Source organism: Colwellia sp. BRX8-7 (assembly GCF_014077275.1).
Taxonomy (GTDB): domain Bacteria; phylum Pseudomonadota; class Gammaproteobacteria; order Enterobacterales; family Alteromonadaceae; genus Colwellia_A.
In genome coordinates, this window is sequence record NZ_JACGVP010000005.1 from 74,109 (window position 1) to 97,533 (window position 23,425).

At 37.7% G+C, this 23,425-nt stretch carries 23 protein-coding genes; 15 read left to right on the forward strand and 8 right to left on the reverse strand.

Features of this window, described 5'->3' with window-relative positions; translation table 11 throughout:
• Positions 1-12 precede the first annotated feature (12 nt).
• Positions 13-555 carry a DUF2780 domain-containing protein gene (locus tag H4J57_RS06410; protein ID WP_182213778.1) on the reverse strand — a complete coding sequence of 181 codons (543 nt, stop codon included), beginning with the start codon at positions 553-555 and terminating at the stop codon, positions 13-15.
• Between the two features lie 598 nt (positions 556-1,153).
• On the opposite strand from H4J57_RS06410, the gene hemE reads away from it, so the two are divergent.
• The 6 genes from hemE (at position 1,154) to H4J57_RS06440 (ending at position 10,455) form a co-directional block, all read left to right on the forward strand.
• A complete protein-coding gene (gene hemE, locus H4J57_RS06415) occupies positions 1,154-2,221 on the forward strand; it encodes a uroporphyrinogen decarboxylase (protein ID WP_182222449.1) in 1,068 nt (355 codons plus the stop codon).
• Between the two features lie 159 nt (positions 2,222-2,380).
• On the forward strand, positions 2,381-4,948 hold the full coding sequence (locus tag H4J57_RS06420) for an EAL domain-containing protein (protein WP_182242290.1): 2,568 nt from the start codon (positions 2,381-2,383) through the stop codon (positions 4,946-4,948).
• A 196-nt stretch (positions 4,949-5,144) separates the two neighbouring features.
• Positions 5,145-6,803: a M28 family metallopeptidase gene (locus H4J57_RS06425; RefSeq protein WP_182242291.1), complete on the forward strand. Its 1,659-nt coding sequence runs from the start codon at positions 5,145-5,147 to the stop codon at positions 6,801-6,803.
• 120 nt (positions 6,804-6,923) lie between these two features.
• Entirely contained in the window at positions 6,924-7,766 is an 843-nt protein-coding gene (locus H4J57_RS06430) for an HDOD domain-containing protein (protein ID WP_182242292.1), read from the forward strand.
• A gap of 239 nt (positions 7,767-8,005) precedes the next feature.
• A complete protein-coding gene (locus H4J57_RS06435) occupies positions 8,006-9,430 on the forward strand; it encodes a sodium-dependent transporter (RefSeq protein ID WP_182222447.1) in 1,425 nt (474 codons plus the stop codon).
• Between the two features lie 95 nt (positions 9,431-9,525).
• Complete coding sequence (locus tag H4J57_RS06440) at positions 9,526-10,455, forward strand: class I SAM-dependent methyltransferase (RefSeq protein ID WP_182242293.1); 930 nt, start codon at positions 9,526-9,528, stop codon at positions 10,453-10,455.
• A gap of 10 nt (positions 10,456-10,465) precedes the next feature.
• Here H4J57_RS06440 and H4J57_RS06445 read toward each other — a convergent pair whose 3' ends face one another.
• Positions 10,466-11,080, reverse strand: coding sequence for a LysE family translocator (locus tag H4J57_RS06445; RefSeq protein ID WP_070375724.1), 615 nt, complete (start codon positions 11,078-11,080; stop codon positions 10,466-10,468).
• A gap of 48 nt (positions 11,081-11,128) precedes the next feature.
• Positions 11,129-12,007: a DNA ligase gene (locus tag H4J57_RS06450; RefSeq protein WP_220470275.1), complete on the reverse strand. Its 879-nt coding sequence runs from the start codon at positions 12,005-12,007 to the stop codon at positions 11,129-11,131.
• Between the two features lie 135 nt (positions 12,008-12,142).
• Between H4J57_RS06450 and H4J57_RS06455 the strand changes: the two genes are divergently transcribed.
• On the forward strand, positions 12,143-12,670 hold the full coding sequence (locus tag H4J57_RS06455; protein ID WP_182242294.1) for a hypothetical protein: 528 nt from the start codon (positions 12,143-12,145) through the stop codon (positions 12,668-12,670).
• Between the two features lie 22 nt (positions 12,671-12,692).
• Here H4J57_RS06455 and H4J57_RS06460 read toward each other — a convergent pair whose 3' ends face one another.
• A complete protein-coding gene (locus tag H4J57_RS06460; protein ID WP_182242295.1) occupies positions 12,693-13,400 on the reverse strand; it encodes a DUF3581 family protein in 708 nt (235 codons plus the stop codon).
• 111 nt (positions 13,401-13,511) lie between these two features.
• Complete coding sequence (locus tag H4J57_RS06465) at positions 13,512-13,805, reverse strand: GIY-YIG nuclease family protein (RefSeq protein ID WP_182213763.1); 294 nt, start codon at positions 13,803-13,805, stop codon at positions 13,512-13,514.
• 146 nt (positions 13,806-13,951) lie between these two features.
• Between H4J57_RS06465 and H4J57_RS06470 the strand changes: the two genes are divergently transcribed.
• From H4J57_RS06470 to H4J57_RS06490, 5 genes are all read left to right on the forward strand, one after another.
• Positions 13,952-14,788 (forward strand): DUF2797 domain-containing protein, encoded by an 837-nt coding sequence (locus H4J57_RS06470; RefSeq protein WP_070375728.1) that lies wholly within the window; start codon positions 13,952-13,954, stop codon positions 14,786-14,788.
• Positions 14,789-14,980: 192 nt separating this feature from the next.
• Complete coding sequence (locus H4J57_RS06475) at positions 14,981-15,826, forward strand: HDOD domain-containing protein (RefSeq protein WP_182242296.1); 846 nt, start codon at positions 14,981-14,983, stop codon at positions 15,824-15,826.
• Positions 15,827-16,257: 431 nt separating this feature from the next.
• Positions 16,258-16,596: a P-II family nitrogen regulator gene (locus tag H4J57_RS06480; protein ID WP_070375731.1), complete on the forward strand. Its 339-nt coding sequence runs from the start codon at positions 16,258-16,260 to the stop codon at positions 16,594-16,596.
• 10 nt (positions 16,597-16,606) lie between these two features.
• Complete coding sequence (locus H4J57_RS06485; RefSeq protein ID WP_182213761.1) at positions 16,607-17,866, forward strand: ammonium transporter; 1,260 nt, start codon at positions 16,607-16,609, stop codon at positions 17,864-17,866.
• 262 nt (positions 17,867-18,128) lie between these two features.
• Positions 18,129-19,052 carry a Dyp-type peroxidase gene (locus tag H4J57_RS06490; RefSeq protein ID WP_182213759.1) on the forward strand — a complete coding sequence of 308 codons (924 nt, stop codon included), beginning with the start codon at positions 18,129-18,131 and terminating at the stop codon, positions 19,050-19,052.
• A gap of 51 nt (positions 19,053-19,103) precedes the next feature.
• On the opposite strand, the gene argR is transcribed toward H4J57_RS06490, so the two are convergent.
• Positions 19,104-19,577 carry a transcriptional regulator ArgR gene (gene argR / locus H4J57_RS06495; protein ID WP_070375733.1) on the reverse strand — a complete coding sequence of 158 codons (474 nt, stop codon included), beginning with the start codon at positions 19,575-19,577 and terminating at the stop codon, positions 19,104-19,106.
• A 225-nt stretch (positions 19,578-19,802) separates the two neighbouring features.
• Between argR and mdh the strand changes: the two genes are divergently transcribed.
• Entirely contained in the window at positions 19,803-20,738 is a 936-nt protein-coding gene (gene mdh / locus H4J57_RS06500; RefSeq protein WP_182213758.1) for a malate dehydrogenase, read from the forward strand.
• A gap of 165 nt (positions 20,739-20,903) precedes the next feature.
• Here the strand turns inward: mdh and H4J57_RS06505 are convergent, their stop codons facing one another.
• Positions 20,904-21,476, reverse strand: a complete 573-nt coding sequence (locus H4J57_RS06505) for a paraquat-inducible protein A (RefSeq protein WP_182213756.1) — start codon at positions 21,474-21,476, stop codon at positions 20,904-20,906.
• A gap of 2 nt (positions 21,477-21,478) precedes the next feature.
• Positions 21,479-22,450 (reverse strand): octaprenyl diphosphate synthase, encoded by a 972-nt coding sequence (gene ispB / locus H4J57_RS06510; protein ID WP_182221735.1) that lies wholly within the window; start codon positions 22,448-22,450, stop codon positions 21,479-21,481.
• Between the two features lie 227 nt (positions 22,451-22,677).
• On the opposite strand from ispB, the gene rplU reads away from it, so the two are divergent.
• Positions 22,678-22,989 (forward strand): 50S ribosomal protein L21, encoded by a 312-nt coding sequence (gene rplU / locus H4J57_RS06515; protein WP_070375737.1) that lies wholly within the window; start codon positions 22,678-22,680, stop codon positions 22,987-22,989.
• Between the two features lie 16 nt (positions 22,990-23,005).
• Positions 23,006-23,260, forward strand: coding sequence for a 50S ribosomal protein L27 (gene rpmA / locus H4J57_RS06520; RefSeq protein ID WP_070375738.1), 255 nt, complete (start codon positions 23,006-23,008; stop codon positions 23,258-23,260).
• Positions 23,261-23,425: the final 165 nt, after the last annotated feature.

The following is a 23,425-nucleotide window of genomic DNA, read 5'->3' on the forward strand; positions in this document are numbered from 1 at the left end:
TAATAGATCAAGTTACCCGAGTAACTTGCCTAAACCTTGCGTTAATACTTGTTTTGCGTCTTGCCCTTGTGGAGTGTCTAAGTAGCTTTGAGCACTAGATACAAAGCTGCTTATCATTTCTGGATTTAAACCTAATGCTTCAAATTGCTTTTTTATATCATTAATAGACTTTAATGAATCGCTGTATTGTGAAGCTTTGTCAAGTAAACCGCTTAAGCCTTTGCCAGAGCTAAGTTCGCTAATATCAGGCATTTGACTAACAAGTCCATCGACACCCGGTAATGATTTAGCTAACTGACTAAACTGTTCTGTTGAAACATTACTTTTTACGTAATTAAAAATAGCACCCATACCGCCAGCTGCTTGTTCAGTATTAACATTTAATGAATTTGTTAATTGTTCAACTAAACCTTCAGTGCTTGGCAATTTTACACTTTGCTCTTCAACTTCGCCCATTCCAACAAAGCTTTTTAAGCTATCAAACCAGCTAGTTTCCTGTGCCATAGCCGAACTGCTTAATGTTGAAATAGTTAATAAAATGATAATTTTTTTCATGGGGGATTTCCGTAATGATTAAAAGTTATTAATAAATTAAGGTAATTGTACGACATTTTACAGTTTAATAGGAGCAAATATATCGGTTAAATTGCTAGAAATTCACAACCAAAGAATAAGTTTTGAAGAGAGTTTAACTATTTATACAAGCGTGTTTATTCTTTACAGGACTTAACCATTGCCTATGTTCATAAGGCCTATTAACGCGATACTTTTCTTTAGGCAATAAAAAAGCCTTACAAAGTGTAAGGCTTGAATTGCTCGCTGTAGGTCTAGTTTATACTAGCTTCTTTTTAGTTATTTCTTTTATTATTATTATTTTTATTTGTGTACTTCTTTAACGCGGGGCAATTTATAACAAAGCGAAAAAGCTAACGCAACAACTTTAATAGAGCATTTATACCACGATTTTTTTCGTATAAAGTAACTTTTGTTACAATTAATTATATTTATTGAAATTAAGTGACTGATTACTAATCGCTTATTGTTTTTATATCATAAATAGATCTAATTATTACAGCAACGAATTGATTTAGAACATAGACCCAAAAAATTGCTAATGGTAGAATGCGCGCATATAAAAATGGGAAGATACTTCATGACTGAATTAAAAAACGATACTTACTTACGCGCGCTTTTGCGTCAGCCTGTAGATTACACACCAGTATGGATGATGAGACAAGCAGGGCGTTACTTACCTGAATACCGTGAAGTTCGCAAAAACGCTGGCGATTTTATGTCGGTATGCCGCGATGCTGATCTTGCATGTGAGGTTACCATTCAGCCGTTACGTCGTTTTCCGCTTGATGCCGCCATTTTATTTAGCGATATTTTAACTATTCCTGACGCTATGGGCTTAGGCTTGTATTTCGAAACAGGGGAAGGGCCGAAATTTGAGCGTCCTATAACCTGTAAAGCTGATGTAGAAAAAATAGGCATACCCGATCCAGAAGTAGAATTACAATATGTAATGAATGCGGTACGTACTATTCGTAAAGAATTAAAGGGCGAAGTACCTCTGATTGGTTTTTCAGGTAGTCCATGGACATTAGCGACTTATATGATTGAAGGAGGTAGTTCAAAAGCCTTTACCAAAATCAAAAAAATGATGTTTGCTGAGCCAAAAACATTACACATGCTATTAGATAAGTTAGCGGATTCAGTGATTTCTTATTTAAATGCACAAATTGCTGCCGGCGCGCAATCTGTTATGGTCTTTGATACATGGGGTGGTGTGTTATCACCACGTGATTATAACGAATTTTCATTACAGTACATGGCTAAAATTGTTGATGGTTTAACTCGTCACAATGAGGGGCGTAAAGTACCGGTAACCTTATTTACTAAAAATGGCGGTATGTGGTTAGAGTCTATTGCGGCAACGGGTTGTGATGCAGTAGCGCTTGATTGGACCATAGATATTGAAAATGCTAAAGCCCGTATTGGCGACAAAGTTGCTTTACAAGGTAATATGGATCCTTCAATGCTTTACGCGCCATTACCTCGTATTGAGCAAGAAGTTGACAAAATTCTTGCCGGCTTTGGTGACGGTGGTACTGGACATGTCTTTAATTTAGGTCATGGTATACATCCTGATGTGAACCCAGAACATGCGGGCCACTTTATAGAATCAGTACACCGTTTAAGTAAGCCTTACCATAAGTAATATAGCCATAGTTAAGCAATAAAGTATAAAGGAGCCTTGTGCTCCTTTATAATAATGAGCTAACTCATTGCTAGTATTTTATTTCATCTAGTGGATATTTTGCTTAAATATCGTCATTATACAGAGTAAATCTATTACTCTCACCTCAAGTTGTAATGTATGACAGACCCTTTAAATAACGAACTTGATAAGCTGAACGAGAGCGATAGCTTGCTAGCAAAGGAAACCATTTCTTTGCTAGGCAAGTACCGTAAGCTCGAAGCTCGTTATACTGCACTTTTTAAGTTAAACCAGTTATCTCATGACTGTGCAGATTTAAGTATGTTTTATGGTCAAGTTCACCAATCCATTGCATCAGTGATGAGAGCTGAAAATTTTTATATTGCCCTTTATGACCAAACCCTTTCAACGTTAGAGTTCGTTTATGATGTCGATGAAAAAGATGATTATCCTCTAGGTAAGTCACCCCTTGAAGCATTTGCAGGTTCTATGACTTGCTATGTTATTGAAACGGCTAAATCACTCTTGGCGACCCCTGAAATTGTGACTGAATTAGAAGCTAATAATTCAATTAAACGTATTGGCTCCGATAGTACTGACTGGCTTGGTGTACCATTACTTAATGATGGTGTTGTTATTGGCGTTATGGCCGTACAAAGTTATTCCGAAGCACTCCGTTACCAAGTAGATGACCTTGAGCTAATGGAATTTACCGCTCAGCATATAGTTACCGCTATGACCCGTTTACACGACCATGAGCGTTTACAAAATGCGGTAAATTCTCGCACTCGCGAATTAATGAAGCAAATTAGAGAACGAGAAAAATCAGAACTATTGCAAGAGTCACTTTTCAAAATATCAGAGTTAACTAATGATGCTACGCTCCATATTGATGAATTTTATTCGATGGTTCATAATATTGTTGGTCAGTTAATTAACGCACAAAACTTTTATATTACTAAATATGATCAACATTCAAAAACACTAACTTTTGTTTATTATTTAGATCAAAACTCTACCAATGCAGCCGTCGACTCGCAGCCTAGGGTATTAGGGAATGGCTTTACCGAATATATTATTCGTACCGGTGAAACTCAATTACTTAATTACCCGAAAATGTATGCCTTGTATCAACAAGGTGAGACAAAAGAGCCACAAAAAGAAACTAAATCTTGGCTGGGCGTGCCATTAATACATTCAGGTGTAGTGTTGGGAGCAATGGTCTTACAAAGTTATAATTTAGCAACAACCTTTACCGAACAAGATGCCGAGCTATTGAAATTTGTTTCTCAGCATGTTGCATCAGCGATTCAAAGACGTGACATATTAGAAGTTGAACGACAGTCTCATATCCTTCTAGAGCAGCAGGTTAAGCTGCGAACTGTGGCATTAGAAGACGAAATCAAGCAAAGAAAACAAGCTGAAGAGAAGTTACAACATACGGCGTCGCACGATATTCTAACCGGTTTACCTAACCGTACTTTATTTATTAATTTATTAAACCACGCTATCGCCTGTCATAAACGAAAAGCAGATCTTAAATTTGCTGTGTTGTTTTTAGATCTTGACCGTTTCAAAGTCGTTAATGATAGCTTAGGCCACCATGCCGGTGACTTACTTTTACAAGAAATAGCCAAAGAGTTAAAAGTACTGGTCAGAGACAAAGACACTGTTGCTCGATTAGGTGGTGATGAATTTGTTATCTTGATTGAAGACCTCGAATCTAATCATGAAGCTTATGATATTGCGCAACGTATCACTGATTTTTTAGCGACGCCCTTTACTATTGAAAATCAAAGTATTTTTATTGGCACAAGTATTGGCGTGTTGTTTAATAATGAACGTTATGACAGTGCTGATATTATGCTCAGGGATGCTGATACCGCCATGTATCATGCAAAAGATAAAGGTAAGGGACGTTATGAAGTGTTTGATTCTAGTATGCAGAAAAAAGTGCAACATGCCCTGGAATTAGAAGCCGATATTCGTGACGGCATAGCCAATAGTGAATTTTCTCCTTACTTTCAACCTATCGTTGATTTAAAAACTGAAACTGTTGTTGGTTTTGAAGCACTGGCGCGTTGGCAGAGCAATAAGCGTGGTTTTGTTTATCCCGATGATTTTATCCCGTTAGCTGAAGAAACGAATTTAGTCATGGCGATTGATTTTCTTATTCTGGAAAAGTCTTGTCTACAGTTAAAACAGTGGGAAGCAATCTGTGGTCGTAACGATTTATATGTGAGCTGTAACCTCTATGGTAATCACTTTTTTAGTGCAACCCTGCCCGCAGATATTGAAGAAATAATTCAACGTGTGGGCATTAAACCTAGCCAACTAAGAGTCGAATTAACTGAGCGTGCTTTATTAGAAAATAGTGATTTAGTGCTAGAGAATATGAATACTTTAAAAGTGCTAGGCGTTAAAATTCTGCTTGACGATTTTGGTACCGGTTATTCAAGTCTTAGCTACTTACATCGTTTTCCTATTGATGTGCTGAAAATTGATCGCTCATTTATTAACAACGCTCATGAACATGATAATCATCAAGCAATCATAAAAACAATTATAGATTTAGCTACTAATTTGAATATGGGCACGGTTGGAGAAGGTATTGAAAACTTAGCCGATGCCGAACTACTAACGGCTATGGCGTGTCGGTATGGCCAAGGCTATTATTATGCTAAGCCTATGGCTGCGGCTGATTCTGAAAAATATTTACTCAAGTAGTTTATCTAAATAATACCACCACACCTTATTGGTATTAACAGTACTTTTCCCTTTGACCTGTCAGGTTTAATTGCCATTAGTGTTAACCAATAACTTTGTCACTATACTAGCGTTTTATTTTTACAATCATTATAGTGACGGTCGATATAAATCTACCGATCTTAAAAAAAAATTAAGCCATAATATGAAAAAACCAATGAAATTTAAATTAATAGCCAGCGTAAGTTTATTAACTATCGCATTCTTATCTGCGTGTGGACAGAGCGAAAAAGCAACGACAACTGTTGCCGAAAAAGCACCACAAGTTAATGAAAACAATATTCGAGCTCACATAGAATTTTTAGCCGACGATACATTGTTAGGCAGAGATACCGGCAGCGATGGTTACCAAATTGCGGCTAATTACGTAAAGTCATACTTCAAGCAATTAGGTTTAACGCCTATGGGTGAGCAAGCAGGATTTGAGCAGCAAGTTACTTTTCGTAAAGCGTTTCTTGAAGAAAATAGTGCTAAGTTATCGGTAATCAATAGCGATGGTGAAGTTGCGCTCACATTTAAAGATGCGTTTATTATGTCGGGTGACAGTGCATCGACAGAATCGGCTATATCAGCGGAAACTGTTTTCATTGGTTACGGCGTTGTTTCTGAAGATTTTGGGTATAACGACTATAAAGATATTGATGTTGAAGGAAAAGTTGTTGTCGTCTTAACAGGCCGTCCAGACGATTTACCTTCAGAAGAAGGCGCTCATATTGGCTCGGGTAGTGAAAAATTAAAAAATGCTGTTAAAAATGGTGCTGTTGGTTTTATCACGATTCATACGCCAAAACGCGATGCAGTACGCACCTTTACTAAAACGGCTAGTTATGCCGATGCACCAAGGCTTAACTGGTTAGATAAAGACGGAATACCTTTTGGTAAACATCCCCAGTTGAAAGGCGGAGCTTATATCAGTGCCGAGTCTGCAGCGGCTTTATTTGTTGGTGCTGAGCGAACTTTAGCGGATATACTTAGCGACGATACAAACAATGTTGCCATTAAAGGTTTTGCATTAAAATCAACCGTTGAAATGGCCAGTAAAAGTCGTCATGAAGAGATCACTAGCCCTAATATCATTGCTGCTATTGAAGGAAGCGATCCAAGTCTAAAAGATGAGTATGTTGTTTTTAGTGCGCATCTTGATCATATCGGTCTTAGTAGCCATGGTGATGAAGAAGATAAAATCAATAATGGTGCGCTTGATAACGCTTCAGGCGTTGCAATACTATTAGAAACTGCGCGTTTGTTATCAGCTATGCCTGAAAAGCCCAAGCGTTCTATTTTGTTCGTGGTGGTAACGGCTGAAGAAAAAGGCTTATTAGGATCTAGTTACTTTGCAACAAACCCAACGGTACCTACATCAAAAATGGTCGCCAATGTTAATTTAGATATGCCATTAATTTTATATCCGTTCGCCGATATTATTGCTTTCGGTTCAACACACTCAAGTTTAGGGCCTATTGTTGCGAGTGCTGCCGAAAAAATTAATTTATCGTTAAGTGACGATCCTATGCCAGAGCAGGCGTTATTTACTCGCAGCGATCATTACAGCTTTGTAAAAGCTGGTATTCCATCTGTATTCTTAATGACGGGCTTTAAATCTAAAGATCCTGAAATAGATGGTGGTGCGGTATTTGGTGATTTTCTTAAAAATCATTATCATCAGCACAGTGATGAAATAACCTTACCTATTCGTTACGATGCCGCGGCAAGTTTTGCCGAAGTGAATATGATGATAGGTTTAGAAATTGCTAATGGTGATAAGCGTCCAACATGGAACCAAGGTGATTTTTTTGGAAAAACTTTCGCTCAGTAAAATACCTCAATAGAAAATATAAAAACGCAGTGATGAAGATCACTGCGTTTTTTTGTTTTCTGTTTTAAAGCAACAAGCTACACTATTAATATTATTCTATAAAAAATGATTGATAACCCAATGGATGCTCACCAATATGCGCTTCAAGCCAATGGCTCTTTTGCGCTTCCCGATGCCTGTTTTAAAATTAAAGCCTTAATGGAAAATGAAGATTCAAGCATTGAAGACTTTGCTAATGTGATCAGTGTCGATCCTTCGATGACTTCGCGTTTATTACAAATAGCAAATAGTGCGATTTATAGTTTTCCTGGCGAAATAAGTACTATTTCACGTGCCATTACCATTATAGGTACGCAAGCTATTTATAACATGATGTTAGTGGATGTTGCGGCAACCGCTTTTAAGCATTTTTCAAATCAGGCTATCGATTTAAAACGCTTCTGGCGAATGAGTATCTTTTGTGGCTTAGCGACTAAAAACTTAGCCATTAAAGCAGGTATACGAGATATTGAACGGCTTTTTGTTGCCGGACTCTTGCAAAATTTTGGTGAATTGATTGTCGCAAAAATAACCCCTGAGATTGCAAAAAAATGTGAAAAATATTCAGCAGAACAATTGCCTTGGGTATTACAAAAGCAAGCCTTGGGTTTTACTTATACTGATATTTCTGCCGAACTGTTAAAGATATGGCAAATACCTGAAAAAATCATTTTACCGATCCGTCACTTTAATGAAGCGAAAACTATTCAAATTAATAAAGATGTCAAGGTACTCTATTTAGCATCTCGCTTAGCTTTAGTTGATAGTCACCCTGATCAGTTTGATTATGATGATAGTGTTGATGAAAGCTTATGCGCGAATTTAAATATTTCAAGTGATGATTTAGCTCAGGCAATAGTGTTTGCGGCAGAAGAAGCGGAAAATATTCTTACTATTATGAATGGTGGGCTCTTCTCAAAATAGCAAAACGGGGCTGTACAGAAACGTATCTTGCTAAATATATTATTTTTATTATCTGTTTTTCAATGGTTTGGCTGGTTGTTGTCTAAGTGCAACTATATTTATACACTTAATTACTAATACCTTCGTTCTAAAAGAAGACATTAATTATAAAGCCTGCTAGCATCAGGCAATTCTTTTTTTCGTATAGTTAATAAACTATACAAAATATGCCCTACAAATAATTATAATTAAGGACATTTATGAGCGCATCGAGAGAGCAGTTTAGCTCTAAACTTGGATTTATTTTGGCAGCAGCAGGTTCTGCTGTTGGTATTGGCAATTTAGTTGGCTTTCCAGTAAACGCAGCTAAAAATGGGGGTGGCGCATTTTTAATCATGTATGCAATATTCGTATTTTTAATTTGTTTACCGGTAATGATTGCAGAAATGGCCGTTGGTCGAAAAACCCAAAAAGAACCTGTTGGCGCCTACAAAGCGTTAAGTGGCGGCAGTAGAGGTTGGGGTATCGCTGGTATATTCGGTGTCTTAACTCCCTTTATGATTGCGGTTTTTTATATGGTGCTAACGGTCTGGATTTTTGGCTATGTTGCATTAACACTCGCGGGTAAATTAGATTACTTAGCCAGTGGCAATGGTTTTGGTGAGTTCATCAACAGTCCCTATTTATTTGTTGCTATGTTTGCCGTAGCGGCTATTGTCAACTTCATCTTAGTGGCAGGTGTCAAAGAGGGCATAGAAAAAGCGGCAAAAGTTTTAATGCCAACATTATTTGTGATGTTGTTAATTATGGTGGTTTACGTCTTAACACTAGAAAATGCTTTTGCTGGTGTGAAATTCTTTATTGTTCCTGATTTTGATAAAATTACTCCTTCAGTCATTAATGGCGCATTGTCACAAGCCTTTTTCTCGCTATCACTCGGTATGGGGATTTTAATTACTTACGGTTCATATATTAATAATAAAACCGACATAGTTAATTCTGCAAAACTGGTTGCACTAACCGACACCGCTGTTGCCTTTACTGCGGGTTTAATGATTTTACCTGCAGTGTTTTCATTCAACCCGAATGTTAACCCAGCGGAATTAAGTGACAGCTCAGTCTCATTGATCTTTACTTTTTTACCTAAAATATTTTTAGCATTACAAGTGTCGCTTGGTTATATTGGTGCGAGTGCTGTTGCGGCATTTTTCTTCCTGTTGGTCTTTTTTGCTGCAATAACATCACTGGTATCGATTATTGAAGTACCCGTTTCTTACTTAGTGACTGAAAAGAAACATAGCCGCAGAAAAGCTTTATCAATTTTAATGATTGTTGGTGGCGCGCTAACAGTCTTTGCTATGGTCTCTTTTGGTATGGTGTCATTCTTTACTGAATTTACCAGTTATGCTGGGGGCACACGTTCATTCTTTGACGTGGTTTATGATATTTTCTACGATACTATTTTACCGTTAAACGGCTTTTTATTATGTGTTTTCGTTAGCTATCGTTGGAAAAAGCATAACTTGTCAGAAGAGCTGGCTATTGGTAACGATACTTATAAAGGCTCTTGGGTAGAAAAGTACGTTAACTTTTCATTAGGCACTTTTATTCCAGTCATTGTCTTGGGTATTTTCTTGAATACGGTGACACAAAAATTCTTTGCTTTTAGTATTTTTGGATTTTAGTTTATTAATCTAGACTAAACAGGCAAACGATTTGAACGTAAAGCCGCATAATTTGTTATTATGCGGCTTTATTTTTGGCCATAAAAAATTAAGTTATGAATTCAACGCTTCAAACACATCTTCAACCTATTTTAGTCCATCTTCAAAATGAAAATAAGCTCGTCGATTGTCAGCGATTATTTCACGGTCGTGGTCATGCTTACCCTGGCTTAACCCATGTTAATGTTGATTGGTTCTCACCCGTTGTGCTTATTACGCTTTACCAAGAGGTTGAAGAGGCTTGGTTAAGTGAACAAGTTATCGTGATCCAACAGTTGCTACCACAATGTCTATCTATCCAAGTGCAGTATCGCAGCCGAAAATTTTCGCCAAGTGAAGTACTCTGGGGAGAAGAGATTACCGCATTAAAGGCACAAGAACATGGTTTGCAATATCACCTTAGTTTGGGGAAGGCACAAAATTCTGGACTGTTTCTTGATATGAGTAATGGCCGCCAGTGGGTCAAAGATAACAGTGAAGGTAAAAAAGTGTTAAACCTTTTTGCCTACACCTGTGCTTTCTCTATTGCTGCCATCGCCGGTGGTGCAGAGCAAGTCGTTAATATTGATATGAGTAAAGGCGCTTTATCAACAGGACGTGAAAACCATAAACTTAATAAGCAAGAAGCGAGTAAGGTAAAATATGAAGGTGTCGATATATTTAAGTCTTACGGCAAGTTAAAAAAATATGGTCCTTATGATTTATTAATTTGCGATCCACCTTCATTCCAAAAAGGGAGTGTCAATATCGAGCGAGATTACCAGAAAATCATTAAACGTTTGCCGGTATTAATGGCAAATAATAGTGATGTTATACTCTGTTTAAACTCCCCTGATTTAAGTGAAGACTTTTTGTTAGCTGAAGTTGCTAGAGAGTGCCCTCAGTGTCAATTTCAGCATCGTATTGATAACCCTGAGGTGTTTGTTGAGGCTGAAGCAGGTAAGGGCTTGAAAGTACTTTATTTTCGCTATATTGCAATGTCTTAATAAGCCAGACTTAGCTAATCACTATTCGTGCTGCAAGTAATATCAAAAAGCTGCCGGTTACCTTGTCAACAATATGGCTGTTTTCACGTAACTTACTAATGATATTACCGCGCGATAGTGTAAAAGTTACTAGGCAATACCATAAAGCATCAATGCTGCCTACGGTGGCGGTCATTATTACTTTTTGTTCACTGCTGGCATCTCCTGCTAAAAACTGGCTAAATAATGCGAGAAAGAAAATAGCAAGTTTAGGATTTAAAAAGGCAATTAAAAAGCCATCTCGCCAGCCATTTACCTGTGTTTTTGCCGCGGAGTCATCTTGAGAAAATACTTGGTTATTTTTTTTACTTAATAATGATTTTACCCCCAAGTAAAGTAAAAAAGCAGCGCCTGCATATTGAATAATACTAAATATTAAAGGCGATTTAACGATAATTACCGCTATGCCTGTTGCTGTAATCGCCGCGTAAAGTGCAACGCCTAAACCGTGACTAATCGCCGTCGCATAACCTTGTGGTGTTCCGCCAGCGAGGGTGTTTTTGATGACTAATGCTAAACTCGGGCCTGGTGATAAAGCGCCCATCATACAAATAACCACAAAAGATAACCATAAGTGAAATTCCATTAATTATTATTCTCTTTTTTAAAGGATTGAATCGTAATTTTGTCTGTTTTACTGGCTCAACGCTAAGGTACGCACACGTAAAAAGCTAGCAAATTTTGGCACACCTCGCGCTGTTTTACCAATGTATTTAAAGGTAATTGTGCTACCAATCTTTGGTGGGTTTTTACGTTGTTCGTCAGTAAAACCACTACCAATTTTAAAGAGTAAGCCTGACTTCATTTTTACTCTTATCGATCCCATCATATTTTTGTACTTGCCTTTACCTGCGATATAAGCAACAACGATCGCTTCACTATCATCATATTGTTTTAATTTTATCAGGTCTTGGCTTCTCCCTATTTTATAATAGGCGGCTTGATGATGCAGCATCAGTCCTTCCCCGCCTTTTTCGACCACGTCTGCTAAACGTTGATTCAATATCGCAATTGAGTTTACTTTCTCTTGTTTTATGATTTGCCAATAGTGATTGTCAGTTGTTGCCATCTCAGCTTTTATTTGCTTAATACGCTCACTAAAAGTACCTGAATGCTTGGGTAAATCAAAAACCATAAAGCGTATTTTCTGCCAACAACTTATTGTGATTTGCTGTTGGGGGGCATGCTTTCTAACACAGCTGCTGATCTTTTCAAATTCAGCGCGCTTGCTCCATAGTTCGCCATCAAGATAGGTTAATGGCCAACCTTGAGTAAACCATTTTGGCGCATGGATAAGATTACCACCACGGGTTAATAAGTTTTTACCGTTCCAATAACCTCGAATACCGTCAAGTTTTTCACTAACAAAATATTCGCTGATCTTTATCGGGGTTTTACTCTCTACTTGATAAGGCGTAGCCAGCTGAATTTTTGGTAACTCTGAGGTGTAGCCTTGTGGCCAAAGGATAAAACTGGTGAATATGGCAAAATATTTTAAGGTGAATATTTTCAAAATTGAACATCCTTGCTCATTTCTCGATAGGTTTTAGTATAGAAGTTTTTTTTGCGATTGCTAATGTAATGTTAATTAAATGTACTAAGCTGTTAATGCTAGTTGTTGTTTTATTGCGAAGTTCAAGGAGGAGCTATGTATAAAGTACATTTTAAACTTTTTTTTATAAGTATGGCTTTAATTTTTTCCCAGCAAAGCTTTGCTGGGAAAAAACACTGTCAGCGCTATGAAGATAAGTTAGCTAATATTCAGTCTCAGCAAAGACAAGGTCATAGTGTAAAACGAAGTGAACGTTTGAAAAAACAAGAAGAAAGTGCTCGAACAAAATGGTGGCAATGTCAACAAAGTCGATTAAAAAAGCCCATAGTAAATAAGCAAAATAAACAGAAAAAAAAACCGAGAAAAATATCTGTTAAAGGTCAGCAGTTATCGAGAAGTTCAGCTAGTGATATTAAAGAAAACCGTATAGATCCCTTCGAAACCTCAGCTGCGCTGGTCTTAAAATCTCGCTATCAAGGAGAAAAGTTGCGAGCATGGCTGGAGTACTATCAACAGCCAAAGCAATGCTCGCGACCTAAAACAATTAAAAAGTTTGCTTTTTGTGTGGAAAACAGAAGAACACAACAGCTAGCGTTTGATAAAATGATGTTAATAAAATTTTAACTCGCATCATCTTATTAAGGGGTTATTTTAAGTACTGCGCTTTTTTATCATTGTAATGATTAACGAGACTATCAATAGTGGTTTGGTCATAATCTCTTAAGCCACTGAGTAACATGTGCTTTTTACCATGACCAATCACTTTGCCATCAGCGACTAAGTCAAAAGGCAAGGTTGCTTTACCCCGTTTACCGTCAATGAGTAAGCTAGGCGTCGTTAATTGCAATTGCACGTCGGCAAAATCAACTTCATCTAAATGAATAAACATATTCTCGTACATCACCATTGGACGTGTTGGGTTGATCATGACATTTTTTTCAAACATCAGTTTCACTAAAATATGTGGAAAAGTATGGCCAGAGAACTCAACGTAGGCGCGGATCAAAGCATCGATCGATTGACGGTTAGTTGTACACTGTCCTGAAGCATCTATTTTCATATATTCTTTAGCATTATCATCAAGAATACTTGCAGATTCGACAATTTTTTCAGGAAAATTGAGTTTAATGCCATCGGTCACCATACCTGAAAAAGTAAAGCCCATATTTTGTGATAAACCTGACTTTTCTAGCACTAATGAAAAAAGTAAATCACCTGGCACGCAAAAACGTTTTGCATCGGCATCGTGCAGCGGATTGAAATCATCGGCAACTATTTTAGCGAAATCGCTACCTTGCTGACGAGAAAAACTAATTTGATTGTTTGTAATATTACAGTAACGTTCTAGAAACATTTTGCATACATCTATTATGTGAAAACCGCCGTATACTAGCAGTTACTTGTCGACAAATGGAAATTATCTAATAAAAGTAATACTAAGCAGACCAGTACTGTCAGGGCTTTTCTAAAAAATTATTGGCTTAAAGTTCTTCACTAAGGTCTCTTTTTTAAGCTTAGTAAACTTCTTTAGTTGATATTCGCGCTTGCAAGCGAGTTGACGATTTTCTTGGGGCTCAGCGTAAACTAATTCGACCGGCCGCCGAACCCGCGTATATTTAGCCCCTGTTTTATTACAAGTATTATGTTCACCTAAACGGCGAATTAAGTCGGTAGTAATACCCGCGTATAAACTGTTGTCTGCACAACGTAAATAATAAACAAACCAAGTTGGCTTGGCGGTTGGTTCTTTTTTTTGCATACAAGTTGGCTTGGCTGTAAAGGTTTTGCTGATATAACAATAGTATCGCAATTTTTGTTGCCGAAATCGATAAAAAGCTGGCTGTCATTTACAGAGTTTTATACCATGCCCTATAAATTTCTCCATCAAACATACCGAGACAATAAATGACCCATTACGATGCAGGTGCTTTGAGTAAAATGACTGCTCAGTTAGATGAAAACGGACTCGTTCATTACCAATTACCTATAGGCGATCAGCTCATTGATATGAATGCGTTAATTGGGAAAAATATTACTTTAGATTACCAAGGTAAAATAGCGTGTCGTCATTGTGCAAGAGTAACCAAGAAAAGTTATTCGCAAGGTTTTTGTTATCCGTGTATGCAAAAACTTGCTCAATGCGATATGTGTATTATGAAACCAGAAACTTGCCATCATGCTCAGGGGACTTGTCGTGAGCCAGAATGGGGCGTAAAAAATTGCATGGTTAATCATTATGTTTATTTAGCCAATACCTCTGGCATTAAAGTTGGCATTACTCGCCATACTCAAATACCTACCCGCTGGATTGACCAAGGTGCAACACAAGCTTTAAAACTATTTAGAGTAAGTACACGCTTACAATCGGGTTTAGTTGAAATAGCACTGGCTAAGTTTATTGCCGATAAAACAAACTGGCGAGCTATGTTAAAAGGTGCAGGTGAAATGGTTGATTTAAAAGCGAAAGCACAAGCATTACTACCTGAAATTGCAGCACAGTTAGACGATATTAAATTACGCTTTGGTGCAGACGCCGTTGAATTACTTGACGAACCAGTAGTCAATTTGAACTTTCCTGTTGAGCAGTACTTAGAAAAAATTGGCTCTTTTAACTTTGATAAAACACCCCAAGTTTCAGGATTATTACAAGGGATAAAAGGCCAATATCTTATTTTTGATAAGGGGGTTATTAATATTAGAAAATTTGGCTCTTACCAAGTTGCCTTAACCGTTGAAGACTAATTAGACTTTTTCTGAAAATAAGTCACTTATTATTAATATAGTGTCTATACTTGAGTAAAATTTAGGTTATTGCTAATACCTTGTATCTTATTGAAAAACTGAGCCATCAGCGGGTGTTAGCTTTAAATTTATTTGCTGAGTGTTTTATTTTTATATAAAAACAACCCTATATTTCTTGTTAGGATTTTTGTTATGAATGCTGTTGAATACGCCGAACAGGCGAGTGAAATATTTGTATTGTCGGATTCTTTTATCCGCATTAAAGAGTTAATTGATAACGAATCATCAACTATTGATGATATAGCGGATGTCATTTTACTTGATCCCGCCTTGTCAGCGACTATTTTAAAGCTCTCAAACAGCTCTTTTTTTAACTATCCTGGTAAAATAGACACTATTTCTAAAGCGGTTTTAATCTTGGGTATTACCGAAGTTTACAACTTAGTTATTGCTTATTTTACCACTGATGCCTTTAGAAAACTAAAAGCCAGTCCCGAATATTTAGATGACTTTTGGGAGCGTAGTGTTGACTGTGCATTAACGGTTAAATTTTTAGGCACTAAACTAAACGTACCCAATGCGGAACGATTATTTATTTTAGGTTTGCTGCATAATTTAGGCGAACTAGTCATACATCAATTTATGCCTGAAAAAGTAGAACAATGTAAGCATATTAATTCAGATGAATTGCCTTGGACTAAACAACTACAAATACTGGGTTTTTCCTACGCTGACATTAGCGCTGAATTATTAAAACAATGGCAACTTCCTTACAGCTTGATTGAACCTATACGTTATCAAGATGAAGAGGAGTTTCAACATAGTACCGACGAAACTAAGTTACTTTATATTGCTAAACGAGTAATGACACTGAACCACCAATGCAAAAGTCATTGCCAAGCCGATGTCATTAGTGATGAAAAACTCGATGCGTTATCAGTGCAACAAGAGCTGTTGCGTGATGCCAGCGACTTCTGTGATATGGAACGTTTAAGTATCCTTGCTGTACTTAACCCAAGTGCCTCTATGCTTTATTAACCGCTACATCTTTTGATATAATAACTGTGGGTGAGGGTAGTGATCTATTTAGCAATAGCTTTTCTTTGCTGAGCTAACCTCATCTCAATTTTTATTGCACTTACCTTGTCTGCGCAGCTAATACACTCATTAATCATGAGTTGTCACCGAGTAATAAACCTCTTAGATAGCAGAACTGTCTTTGCCATCCTTGCTAATTAACCTTTCCTTGCCTAACACCGCTAATAGTTTTATTTAACAAACGGGACTTCCTTGCATGCTAATTAAATCATGCACCAATTACTGTCATTGATAAAATTTCATGCACCAACGAAGTGCTTTTAAATAGCCTTTTTTTTATTGTTTACCTTAACCTTATGAATATTAAGTGTTTTAGTCTTTGGCATAACATTTGTATTGTTATGTACAAATCATAAATAAGGCTAAACATAATGAAAATGGTTAACGCAATAATAAAACCTTTCAAACTGGATGATGTCAGAGAAGCAATTTCTGAAATTGGTGTTGAAGGACTAACTGTCAGTGAAGTAAAAGGTTTTGGACGACAAAAAGGGCATACCGAATTGTATCGTGGTGCTGAGTATCAAGTGGACTTTTTACCGAAAGTGAAACTTGAAATTGCTGTCAATGATGATGTTGTTGAACGCTTAGTCAAAGCAATTACCGAGTCGGCGCACACAGGTAAAATTGGCGATGGTAAAATATTTGTCTATGACTTACAGCAAGCTGTACGTATTCGTACTGGTGAGCAAGATGTTGAAGCTATTTAAGGGGTAAATCATGGAACAAAATATTTTTCAATTACAGTATGCAATGGACACTTTCTATTTCTTGATATGTGGTGCTCTTGTTATGTGGATGGCCGCGGGTTTTTCTATGTTAGAAGCCGGTTTAGTGCGTGCAAAAAATACCACAGAAATTTTGACTAAAAACGTCGCGCTTTATGCTATTGCTTGCATGATGTATTTGGCCTGCGGTTACGAAATTATGTACGGTGGGGGTTTCTTCTTATCTGGCATCGAAACAATCGATGCTGATGCGGTATTAAAAGAATTTTCTGGCCGTGAAGATGGTTTTAATGGCGGAGCTATATATTCCAAAGCGTCTGATTTCTTCTTTCAAGTGGTCTTTGTTGCAACAGCGATGTCGATTGTTTCTGGTGCCGTCGCTGAACGCATGAAATTATGGGCATTCCTTATTTTTACCGTTGTGTTAACTGCCGTTATTTATCCACTTGAAGGTAGCTGGACTTGGGGCGGTAATGCTGTCTTTGGTTTGTACACCCTAGGTGACTTAGGCTTTTCTGATTTTGCTGGCTCGGGTATTGTCCACATGGCAGGTGCATCAGCAGCATTAGCGGGTGTCTTGTTACTTGGCGCACGTAAGGGTAAATATGGAGCAGATGGTCGTATTAATGCCATTCCAGGTGCTAACTTACCTATGGCGACATTAGGCACATTTATTTTATGGATGGGTTGGTTTGGCTTTAACGGTGGTTCGGTTTTAAAGCTTGCCGATATCAACAGTTCACATTCAGTTGCTATGGTCTTTTTAAATACCAATGCAGCGGCCGCTGGTGGCGCTATCGCCGCGTTAATTTTTGCGAAATTACTATTTAAAAAAGCAGATTTAACCATGACATTAAACGGGGCATTAGCGGGATTAGTCGCTATTACTGCTGAGCCTTCAACACCCACGGCATTGCAAGCAACCTTGTTTGGTATGGTCGCTGGTGTCATCGTTGTCTTGTCAGTGGTTGGTTTAGATAAACTGAAAATAGATGATCCAGTCGGTGCTATCTCAGTACATGGTGTCGTTGGTTTGTTTGGTTTACTGCTTGTTCCTCTTACTAACCCTGCTTCAAGTTTTAGTGGACAATTAATCGGTGCAGCAACCATCTTTGTCTGGGTATTTAGTGCAAGTTTTGTGGTCTGGTATGTACTTAAGAAAGTTATGGGTATTCGTGTAACTGAAGAAGAAGAGTATCAAGGTATGGATAAATCAGATTGTGGTATGGAAGCTTACCCTGAGTTTACTTAATACCAACTAGTGTTATCTATATTAACAAGATAAATCATAAAACAGCCTCAGGGCTGTTTTTTTATGTACAAGATAAAGGCTAATACTTTTAGCTGCACAGAAATTATCAGTACTTGCGCCCATACTAATAAAAGTGCGTTGGCATAGCTGTAAAAAGCAACACGGTTTTATCTTATTTTATTATCGTAAATGATTTACTGTGAATTTTAAGAAACTGTGTAAAATTGAAATATTAATATACATTACATTTTTGGGAATTTTGATGGCAAGAGAACAATTCGGTATTTGCGCAGAACCTAGTTTGCACGGTTATTATCTGATGTTTAATGTTTTAGATGATAAAAATGCTCATGTTCGTCACGCACTTTCTCGATTACCTGCCTTATTCGATCATTACGCAGATCGTTTTTCAGAATCTAACTTAGCTGGTGTTATTGCTATCGGTGCTAACTATTGGGATGAGTTGTATCCACAAGGAAGACCTAAAAATTTAAAGCCTTTTTCCGCGCTTGAATGTGATGATCGCGCAGCTCCGGCTGATAGTTATGATCTTTATATCGAAATAAGAAGCGACCGTGCAGACGTTAATCATATTGTTAGTACCAAGGTTTGTGCTTTATTAGCCAACAGCGTTGAATTGGCTGAGCAAGTGCGTGCCTTTAGGTTTCTTGATGGTCGTGATTTAACGGGTTTTGTTGATGGCACAGAAAACCCACAAGGTTCACACCGCCGCAAAGTTGCGCTAATTGCTAATGAAGAGAGTGAAGAATTTGCGGCAGGTAGTTATTTACATATTCAACGTTATCGCCATAACTTGAACTTATGGGATAACTTAAAGGTTAAAGACCAAGAAGATATTTTTGGACGAACAAAACTGGATAATGAAGAATATTCCAATGAAAATAAACCAGCGACCGCGCATACTAAGCGAGTAAATCTTAAAGACGAAGATGGTAACGCTATCGAAATAGTGCGACAAAGTATGCCGTATGGTGATATGAAGTTACAGGGCTTGTTTTTTGTTTCTTATTGCCGCTCGCCTGAGCCATTTGAGATGATGTTAAAAGCCATGATTCAAAGTGATGCTCATGGTCATTTTGACCATCTACTTAAATATACCCAAGCAGAAACTGGCGCATCTTTTTTTGCACCAAGTTTGAATTTTTTAGCTAAGTTGGCACTTTAATAAACCGGTAAAATCGCGATGTTACTATGGCTAACTGTCTTCGAACTTAGCTTAATTTAAGTTTCTTGAAAAAAGTAACTCTAATTTAGCAATGGTTTCTTTTATTTGTCCAACATGGGTTGGGGCAATAAAAATAGTATCATCACCGGCAATCGTACCCAGTACTCCATCGCTTTTACTTAAGCTATCAAGTAAGCGAGCGATCAACTGGGCAGCGCCGGGGCTTGTTCTAACAATAATCATGACTTCATTGTATTCAATATCTATCACTAGTTGGCGTAAAGGGCTTTTCGCTGTTGGAACGCCTAGTTCAGCTGGTAAACAATAAACCATTTCTTGGCGAGCGTTGCGGGTGCGAACTGCGCCATATTTACTGAGCATACGTGAAACCTTTGACTGGCTGATATTATCAAAACCTTGTTTCTTCAACGCATCAACTATATCGCCTTGAGAACCAAACTGCTCTTGCTTTAATAAATCTTTAAAAGCTTGTGTTAATGCTTCTTGTTTTTGTGAAACTGTCATAATTTAACGGTACTCTTTGTTATTTTTCTACTACACTTTTTTTAATCTTAAATTCTTAATGATGAGGAAGTAAGACTTAAGTATTATTTCATTAAAAGTATTATACGGTATCCTAATGCCATATATAGTTTAATATTAATTGTTTTTTAGTGGCCGATGCTATATCTTTTGGGCACGAAAATTTACGTATTTACTCAAATATTCTTTAACTACCGGAGACATCAAATGAAAGTTGCTGTTTTAGGCGCTGCTGGCGGAATTGGCCAAGCGTTATCATTATTATTAAAAACTCAATTACCAGCGGGTTCTGAGCTATCTTTGTATGACGTAGCACCAGTTGTTCCAGGTGTTGCTGTTGATTTATCACACATACCTACAGCTGTTACCGTTGAAGGTTTTGGTGCTGACGCATTAGGCGACGCATTAACAGGCGCTGATATCGTTTTAATTCCAGCAGGCATGCCACGTAAGCCAGGTATGGATCGTGCTGATTTGTTCGCGGTTAATGCGGGCATTATTAAAACATTAGCAGAAGGCATTGTTGCTAACTGTCCTAAAGCGTTAGTCGGTATTATTACTAACCCAGTTAACGGCACGGTTCCTATCGTTGCTGAAGTCTTCAAAAAAGCAGGTACTTACGACGCAGCTCGTGTCTTTGGTATTACTACGCTAGATGTTATTCGTAGTGAAGCGTTCGTTGCTGAATTAAAAGGCTTAAACGTTGCTGAAGTTAAAGTTCCAGTAATTGGTGGCCACTCAGGTACCACTATTTTACCACTTCTTTCACAAGTTGAAGGTGTTACTTTTACTGATGAAGAAATTGCTGCTTTAACACCTCGCATTCAAAACGCAGGTACTGAAGTTGTTAACGCTAAAGCCGGTGGTGGTTCTGCTACTTTATCTATGGGCGCTGCTGCTGCTCGTTTTTGTATGTCTTTAGTTAAAGGTTTACAAGGCGAAGACGTGGTTGATTACGCTTACGTTGAAGGTGCAGGTGAAGATGCACAATTTTTCGCACAACCGGTACGTTTAGGCGTAAATGGCGTTAGCGAAATTTTATCTTACGGTAAACTAAGTGCTTTTGAAGAAAAAGCGAAAGTTGATATGTTAGACACATTGAAAGCTGACATTACTGAAGGTATTAACTTCATCAAAGGTTAATTTGTTGAACGTTAGCATTAGCTTCATGCAGTAAATTTATATTTATTGGCTGACGTTTTTGCAATAAAAAAAACCGCTGTTCTGTAAAGATTAGCGGTTTTTTTATCTCTAAAAATAATCAATGATAATGCTGTTACAGATAATATCGATGAACAGATTATAGGACTAGTCGTTAAGCTGGCTTTTGTTTAGACCACTTTGACTCAGCTGCGTACCAACTAATGACAGTAAACAATAAGCACAAAAGAAATAAAAACCAGGGCCGACAGCCGACAGTGTTTCACTGCTGATCATTAAATTGAGTTTAAAGCCCATAATACTTAACGTTTGTTGGCTTGCTGTTTCTGCATGGTCAGTAGACAAAACAGCTAAAAATATTGCCACCACAAAAACGTCAGCCATTGACCATTTTCCAATCGCACCAACAAAGCTAATAATTTTTCTTTCTAGCTGAGTCTTCCTCTTAAAATAAGACCAAGCCACTAAAGCCGTTTTCAATAAAGGAATGCAAATAGAGAAAATAAAAATGAGCACAGACACTAATAAACGATCGTTCTGCCACAGCTCTTGAATTGTAGTTAACAGGGAAAGCTCTTTGTTAATTAACTCTGAGGTCAGCGCAGGTCCGGCAATAGTGGCGCTAACATCCATGCTCAAAGAGAACATCGGTAATAATATCCCTGGAATAAATAACAAAATAGCAAGAAGATTAAGATAAAAGCCGAAATGGGTCTTCATGATTATACGCTTCTATTTGCAGCAATATGGGCCAGAGATATCAGCGCTTGCTTATGTTCAGACTCGGGTAATATTTTTAACGCATCAATGGCTTTATCCGCTTCTCGCTCTGCTTGCTTTTGTGTGTACACGAGAGAGCCTGTTTGCTCCATTGCAGCGAGTATCTCGTCTAAATGCTCCATACCATTGCAATGTTCAATAGCGTCGCTTATTAGCTGTTTTTGCTGCGCATTACCGTGCTTCATGGCATAAAGTAATGGTAAAGTCGGCTTGCCTTCAGCTAAATCATCACCAATATTTTTCCCCATCGCTTTAGCATCGGCGGTGTAGTCCATAATATCGTCAACCAATTGAAAAGCCGTGCCTAAGTATTTACCGTATTCTTGCATCGCTTTTTCAATTTTTTCATCTTGCCCGGCAATAACTGCTGCTAAACGTGTTGCGGCCTCAAACAGTTTCGCTGTTTTGCAGTAGATAACCTGAAAATAACTTTCTTCGGTGGTGCTAGGGTCATTACAGTTCATTAACTGCAATACTTCACCTTCGGCAACAATGTTAGTGGTATCAGACAATATATCCATTATTCTCATATTGCCTAACTTGGTCATCATCTGAAAAGAGCGAGTATAAAGAAAGTCACCAACGAGTACGCTGGCGCTATTGCCAAATAGGGCATTAGCAGTTTCTCGACCACGACGCATGTTTGATTCATCAACAACATCATCATGTAATAAGGTCGCGGTGTGAATAAACTCAATAATGGCGGCAATAGAGATATGATCATTACCTTGATAACCAAAAGCACGTGCGGCGAGAACCGTTAGCATGGGACGCATGCGTTTTCCACCGGCATTGACAATATAAACGCCAAGCTGATTAATTAACGCAACATCAGAATTTATTTGCGAATAAATAACATTATTTACCGCTGTCATATCTTTTTGAGCGAGGGCTTGTATGTGTTTGATATCCATAGAAGGCTATAGCTACCTTTGTTGTTGTATTTGAGAGATTTTATGAAGCATGAGTTTACACGAAAATATTTAGCAATAAAGGGCTGTAGCGGAATAGTTTATCGATAAGTAAATTAAATAGAAATAGATGCGAATTAGACTTGCCTGAATAAAAATCTTCGCGTAGAATTCGCGCCCTATATTTTAAAATCTAGCGTCTAAATAAAATGACGCTTTACGGAGTAGGTATGTACGCTGTATTCCAAAGTGGCGGTAAACAACACCGCGTAACTGAAGGACAAACAGTTCGCCTTGAAAAGCTTGAGCTTGAAATTGGTGCAACAGTAGAATTCGATAACGTTTTAATGATCGCTGACGGCGAAGCAGTTAATGTAGGCGCGCCTTACATTGCTGGCGGTAAAGTAGTAGCTGAGATTGTAAATCAAGGCCGTGCTGATAAAGTTAAAATTGTTAAATTTAAACGTCGTAAGCATTCACGTAAAGAAGCGGGCCATCGTCAATGGTTCACTGAAGTGAAAATTACTGGCATTAACGGCTAATTAGGAGCGATTTAAGATGGCACATAAGAAAGCTGCAGGTAGTACACGAAATGGTCGCGATTCAGAAGCTAAACGCCTTGGTGTTAAGCGTTTTGGTGGCGAAGCTGTATTAGCTGGAAACATTATTGTTCGTCAACGTGGTACTAAATTCCACGCTGGAACAAACATGGGTATTGGTAAAGACCACACATTATTTGCTTTAACTGATGGTAAAGTACAATTTGATGTTAAAGGTCCTAAAAACCGTAAGTTTGTAAGTATTGTTGCTTAGTAACGTTACTCAAACTTAATAAAGACCCTGCTTTAAGCAGGGTTTTTTTTTGATACTTAATTACTTGAGTATCTAATACTTATTGCACTAATTAATGGCTCATTTTTAAATGACCTAAATAGTCAATAACTTCGTTGCTTCAATCCCAATAGTCAGCTATTGCTT

What these genes read in the sequence shown, in the direction of transcription:
- mdh (WP_182213758.1), top strand. Translation starts at nt 19,803, where the DNA reads ATGAAAGTTGCTGTTTTAGGCGCTGCTGGCGGAATTGGCCAAGCGTTA.
- H4J57_RS06490 (WP_182213759.1), top strand. Translation starts at nt 18,129, where the DNA reads ATGGCAAGAGAACAATTCGGTATTTGCGCAGAACCTAGTTTGCACGGT.
- H4J57_RS06430 (WP_182242292.1), top strand. Translation starts at nt 6,924, where the DNA reads ATGGATGCTCACCAATATGCGCTTCAAGCCAATGGCTCTTTTGCGCTT.
- H4J57_RS06410 (WP_182213778.1), bottom strand. Translation starts at nt 555, where the DNA reads ATGAAAAAAATTATCATTTTATTAACTATTTCAACATTAAGCAGTTCG.
- H4J57_RS06460 (WP_182242295.1), bottom strand. Translation starts at nt 13,400, where the DNA reads ATGTTTCTAGAACGTTACTGTAATATTACAAACAATCAAATTAGTTTT.
- H4J57_RS06420 (WP_182242290.1), top strand. Translation starts at nt 2,381, where the DNA reads ATGACAGACCCTTTAAATAACGAACTTGATAAGCTGAACGAGAGCGAT.
- H4J57_RS06485 (WP_182213761.1), top strand. Translation starts at nt 16,607, where the DNA reads ATGGAACAAAATATTTTTCAATTACAGTATGCAATGGACACTTTCTAT.
- H4J57_RS06425 (WP_182242291.1), top strand. Translation starts at nt 5,145, where the DNA reads ATGAAATTTAAATTAATAGCCAGCGTAAGTTTATTAACTATCGCATTC.
- H4J57_RS06480 (WP_070375731.1), top strand. Translation starts at nt 16,258, where the DNA reads ATGAAAATGGTTAACGCAATAATAAAACCTTTCAAACTGGATGATGTC.
- H4J57_RS06475 (WP_182242296.1), top strand. Translation starts at nt 14,981, where the DNA reads ATGAATGCTGTTGAATACGCCGAACAGGCGAGTGAAATATTTGTATTG.
- H4J57_RS06445 (WP_070375724.1), bottom strand. Translation starts at nt 11,080, where the DNA reads ATGGAATTTCACTTATGGTTATCTTTTGTGGTTATTTGTATGATGGGC.
- H4J57_RS06455 (WP_182242294.1), top strand. Translation starts at nt 12,143, where the DNA reads ATGTATAAAGTACATTTTAAACTTTTTTTTATAAGTATGGCTTTAATT.
- H4J57_RS06505 (WP_182213756.1), bottom strand. Translation starts at nt 21,476, where the DNA reads ATGAAGACCCATTTCGGCTTTTATCTTAATCTTCTTGCTATTTTGTTA.
- rpmA (WP_070375738.1), top strand. Translation starts at nt 23,006, where the DNA reads ATGGCACATAAGAAAGCTGCAGGTAGTACACGAAATGGTCGCGATTCA.
- H4J57_RS06465 (WP_182213763.1), bottom strand. Translation starts at nt 13,805, where the DNA reads ATGCAAAAAAAAGAACCAACCGCCAAGCCAACTTGGTTTGTTTATTAT.
- H4J57_RS06440 (WP_182242293.1), top strand. Translation starts at nt 9,526, where the DNA reads ATGAATTCAACGCTTCAAACACATCTTCAACCTATTTTAGTCCATCTT.
- rplU (WP_070375737.1), top strand. Translation starts at nt 22,678, where the DNA reads ATGTACGCTGTATTCCAAAGTGGCGGTAAACAACACCGCGTAACTGAA.
- H4J57_RS06435 (WP_182222447.1), top strand. Translation starts at nt 8,006, where the DNA reads ATGAGCGCATCGAGAGAGCAGTTTAGCTCTAAACTTGGATTTATTTTG.
- ispB (WP_182221735.1), bottom strand. Translation starts at nt 22,450, where the DNA reads ATGGATATCAAACACATACAAGCCCTCGCTCAAAAAGATATGACAGCG.
- H4J57_RS06470 (WP_070375728.1), top strand. Translation starts at nt 13,952, where the DNA reads ATGACCCATTACGATGCAGGTGCTTTGAGTAAAATGACTGCTCAGTTA.
- argR (WP_070375733.1), bottom strand. Translation starts at nt 19,577, where the DNA reads ATGACAGTTTCACAAAAACAAGAAGCATTAACACAAGCTTTTAAAGAT.
- hemE (WP_182222449.1), top strand. Translation starts at nt 1,154, where the DNA reads ATGACTGAATTAAAAAACGATACTTACTTACGCGCGCTTTTGCGTCAG.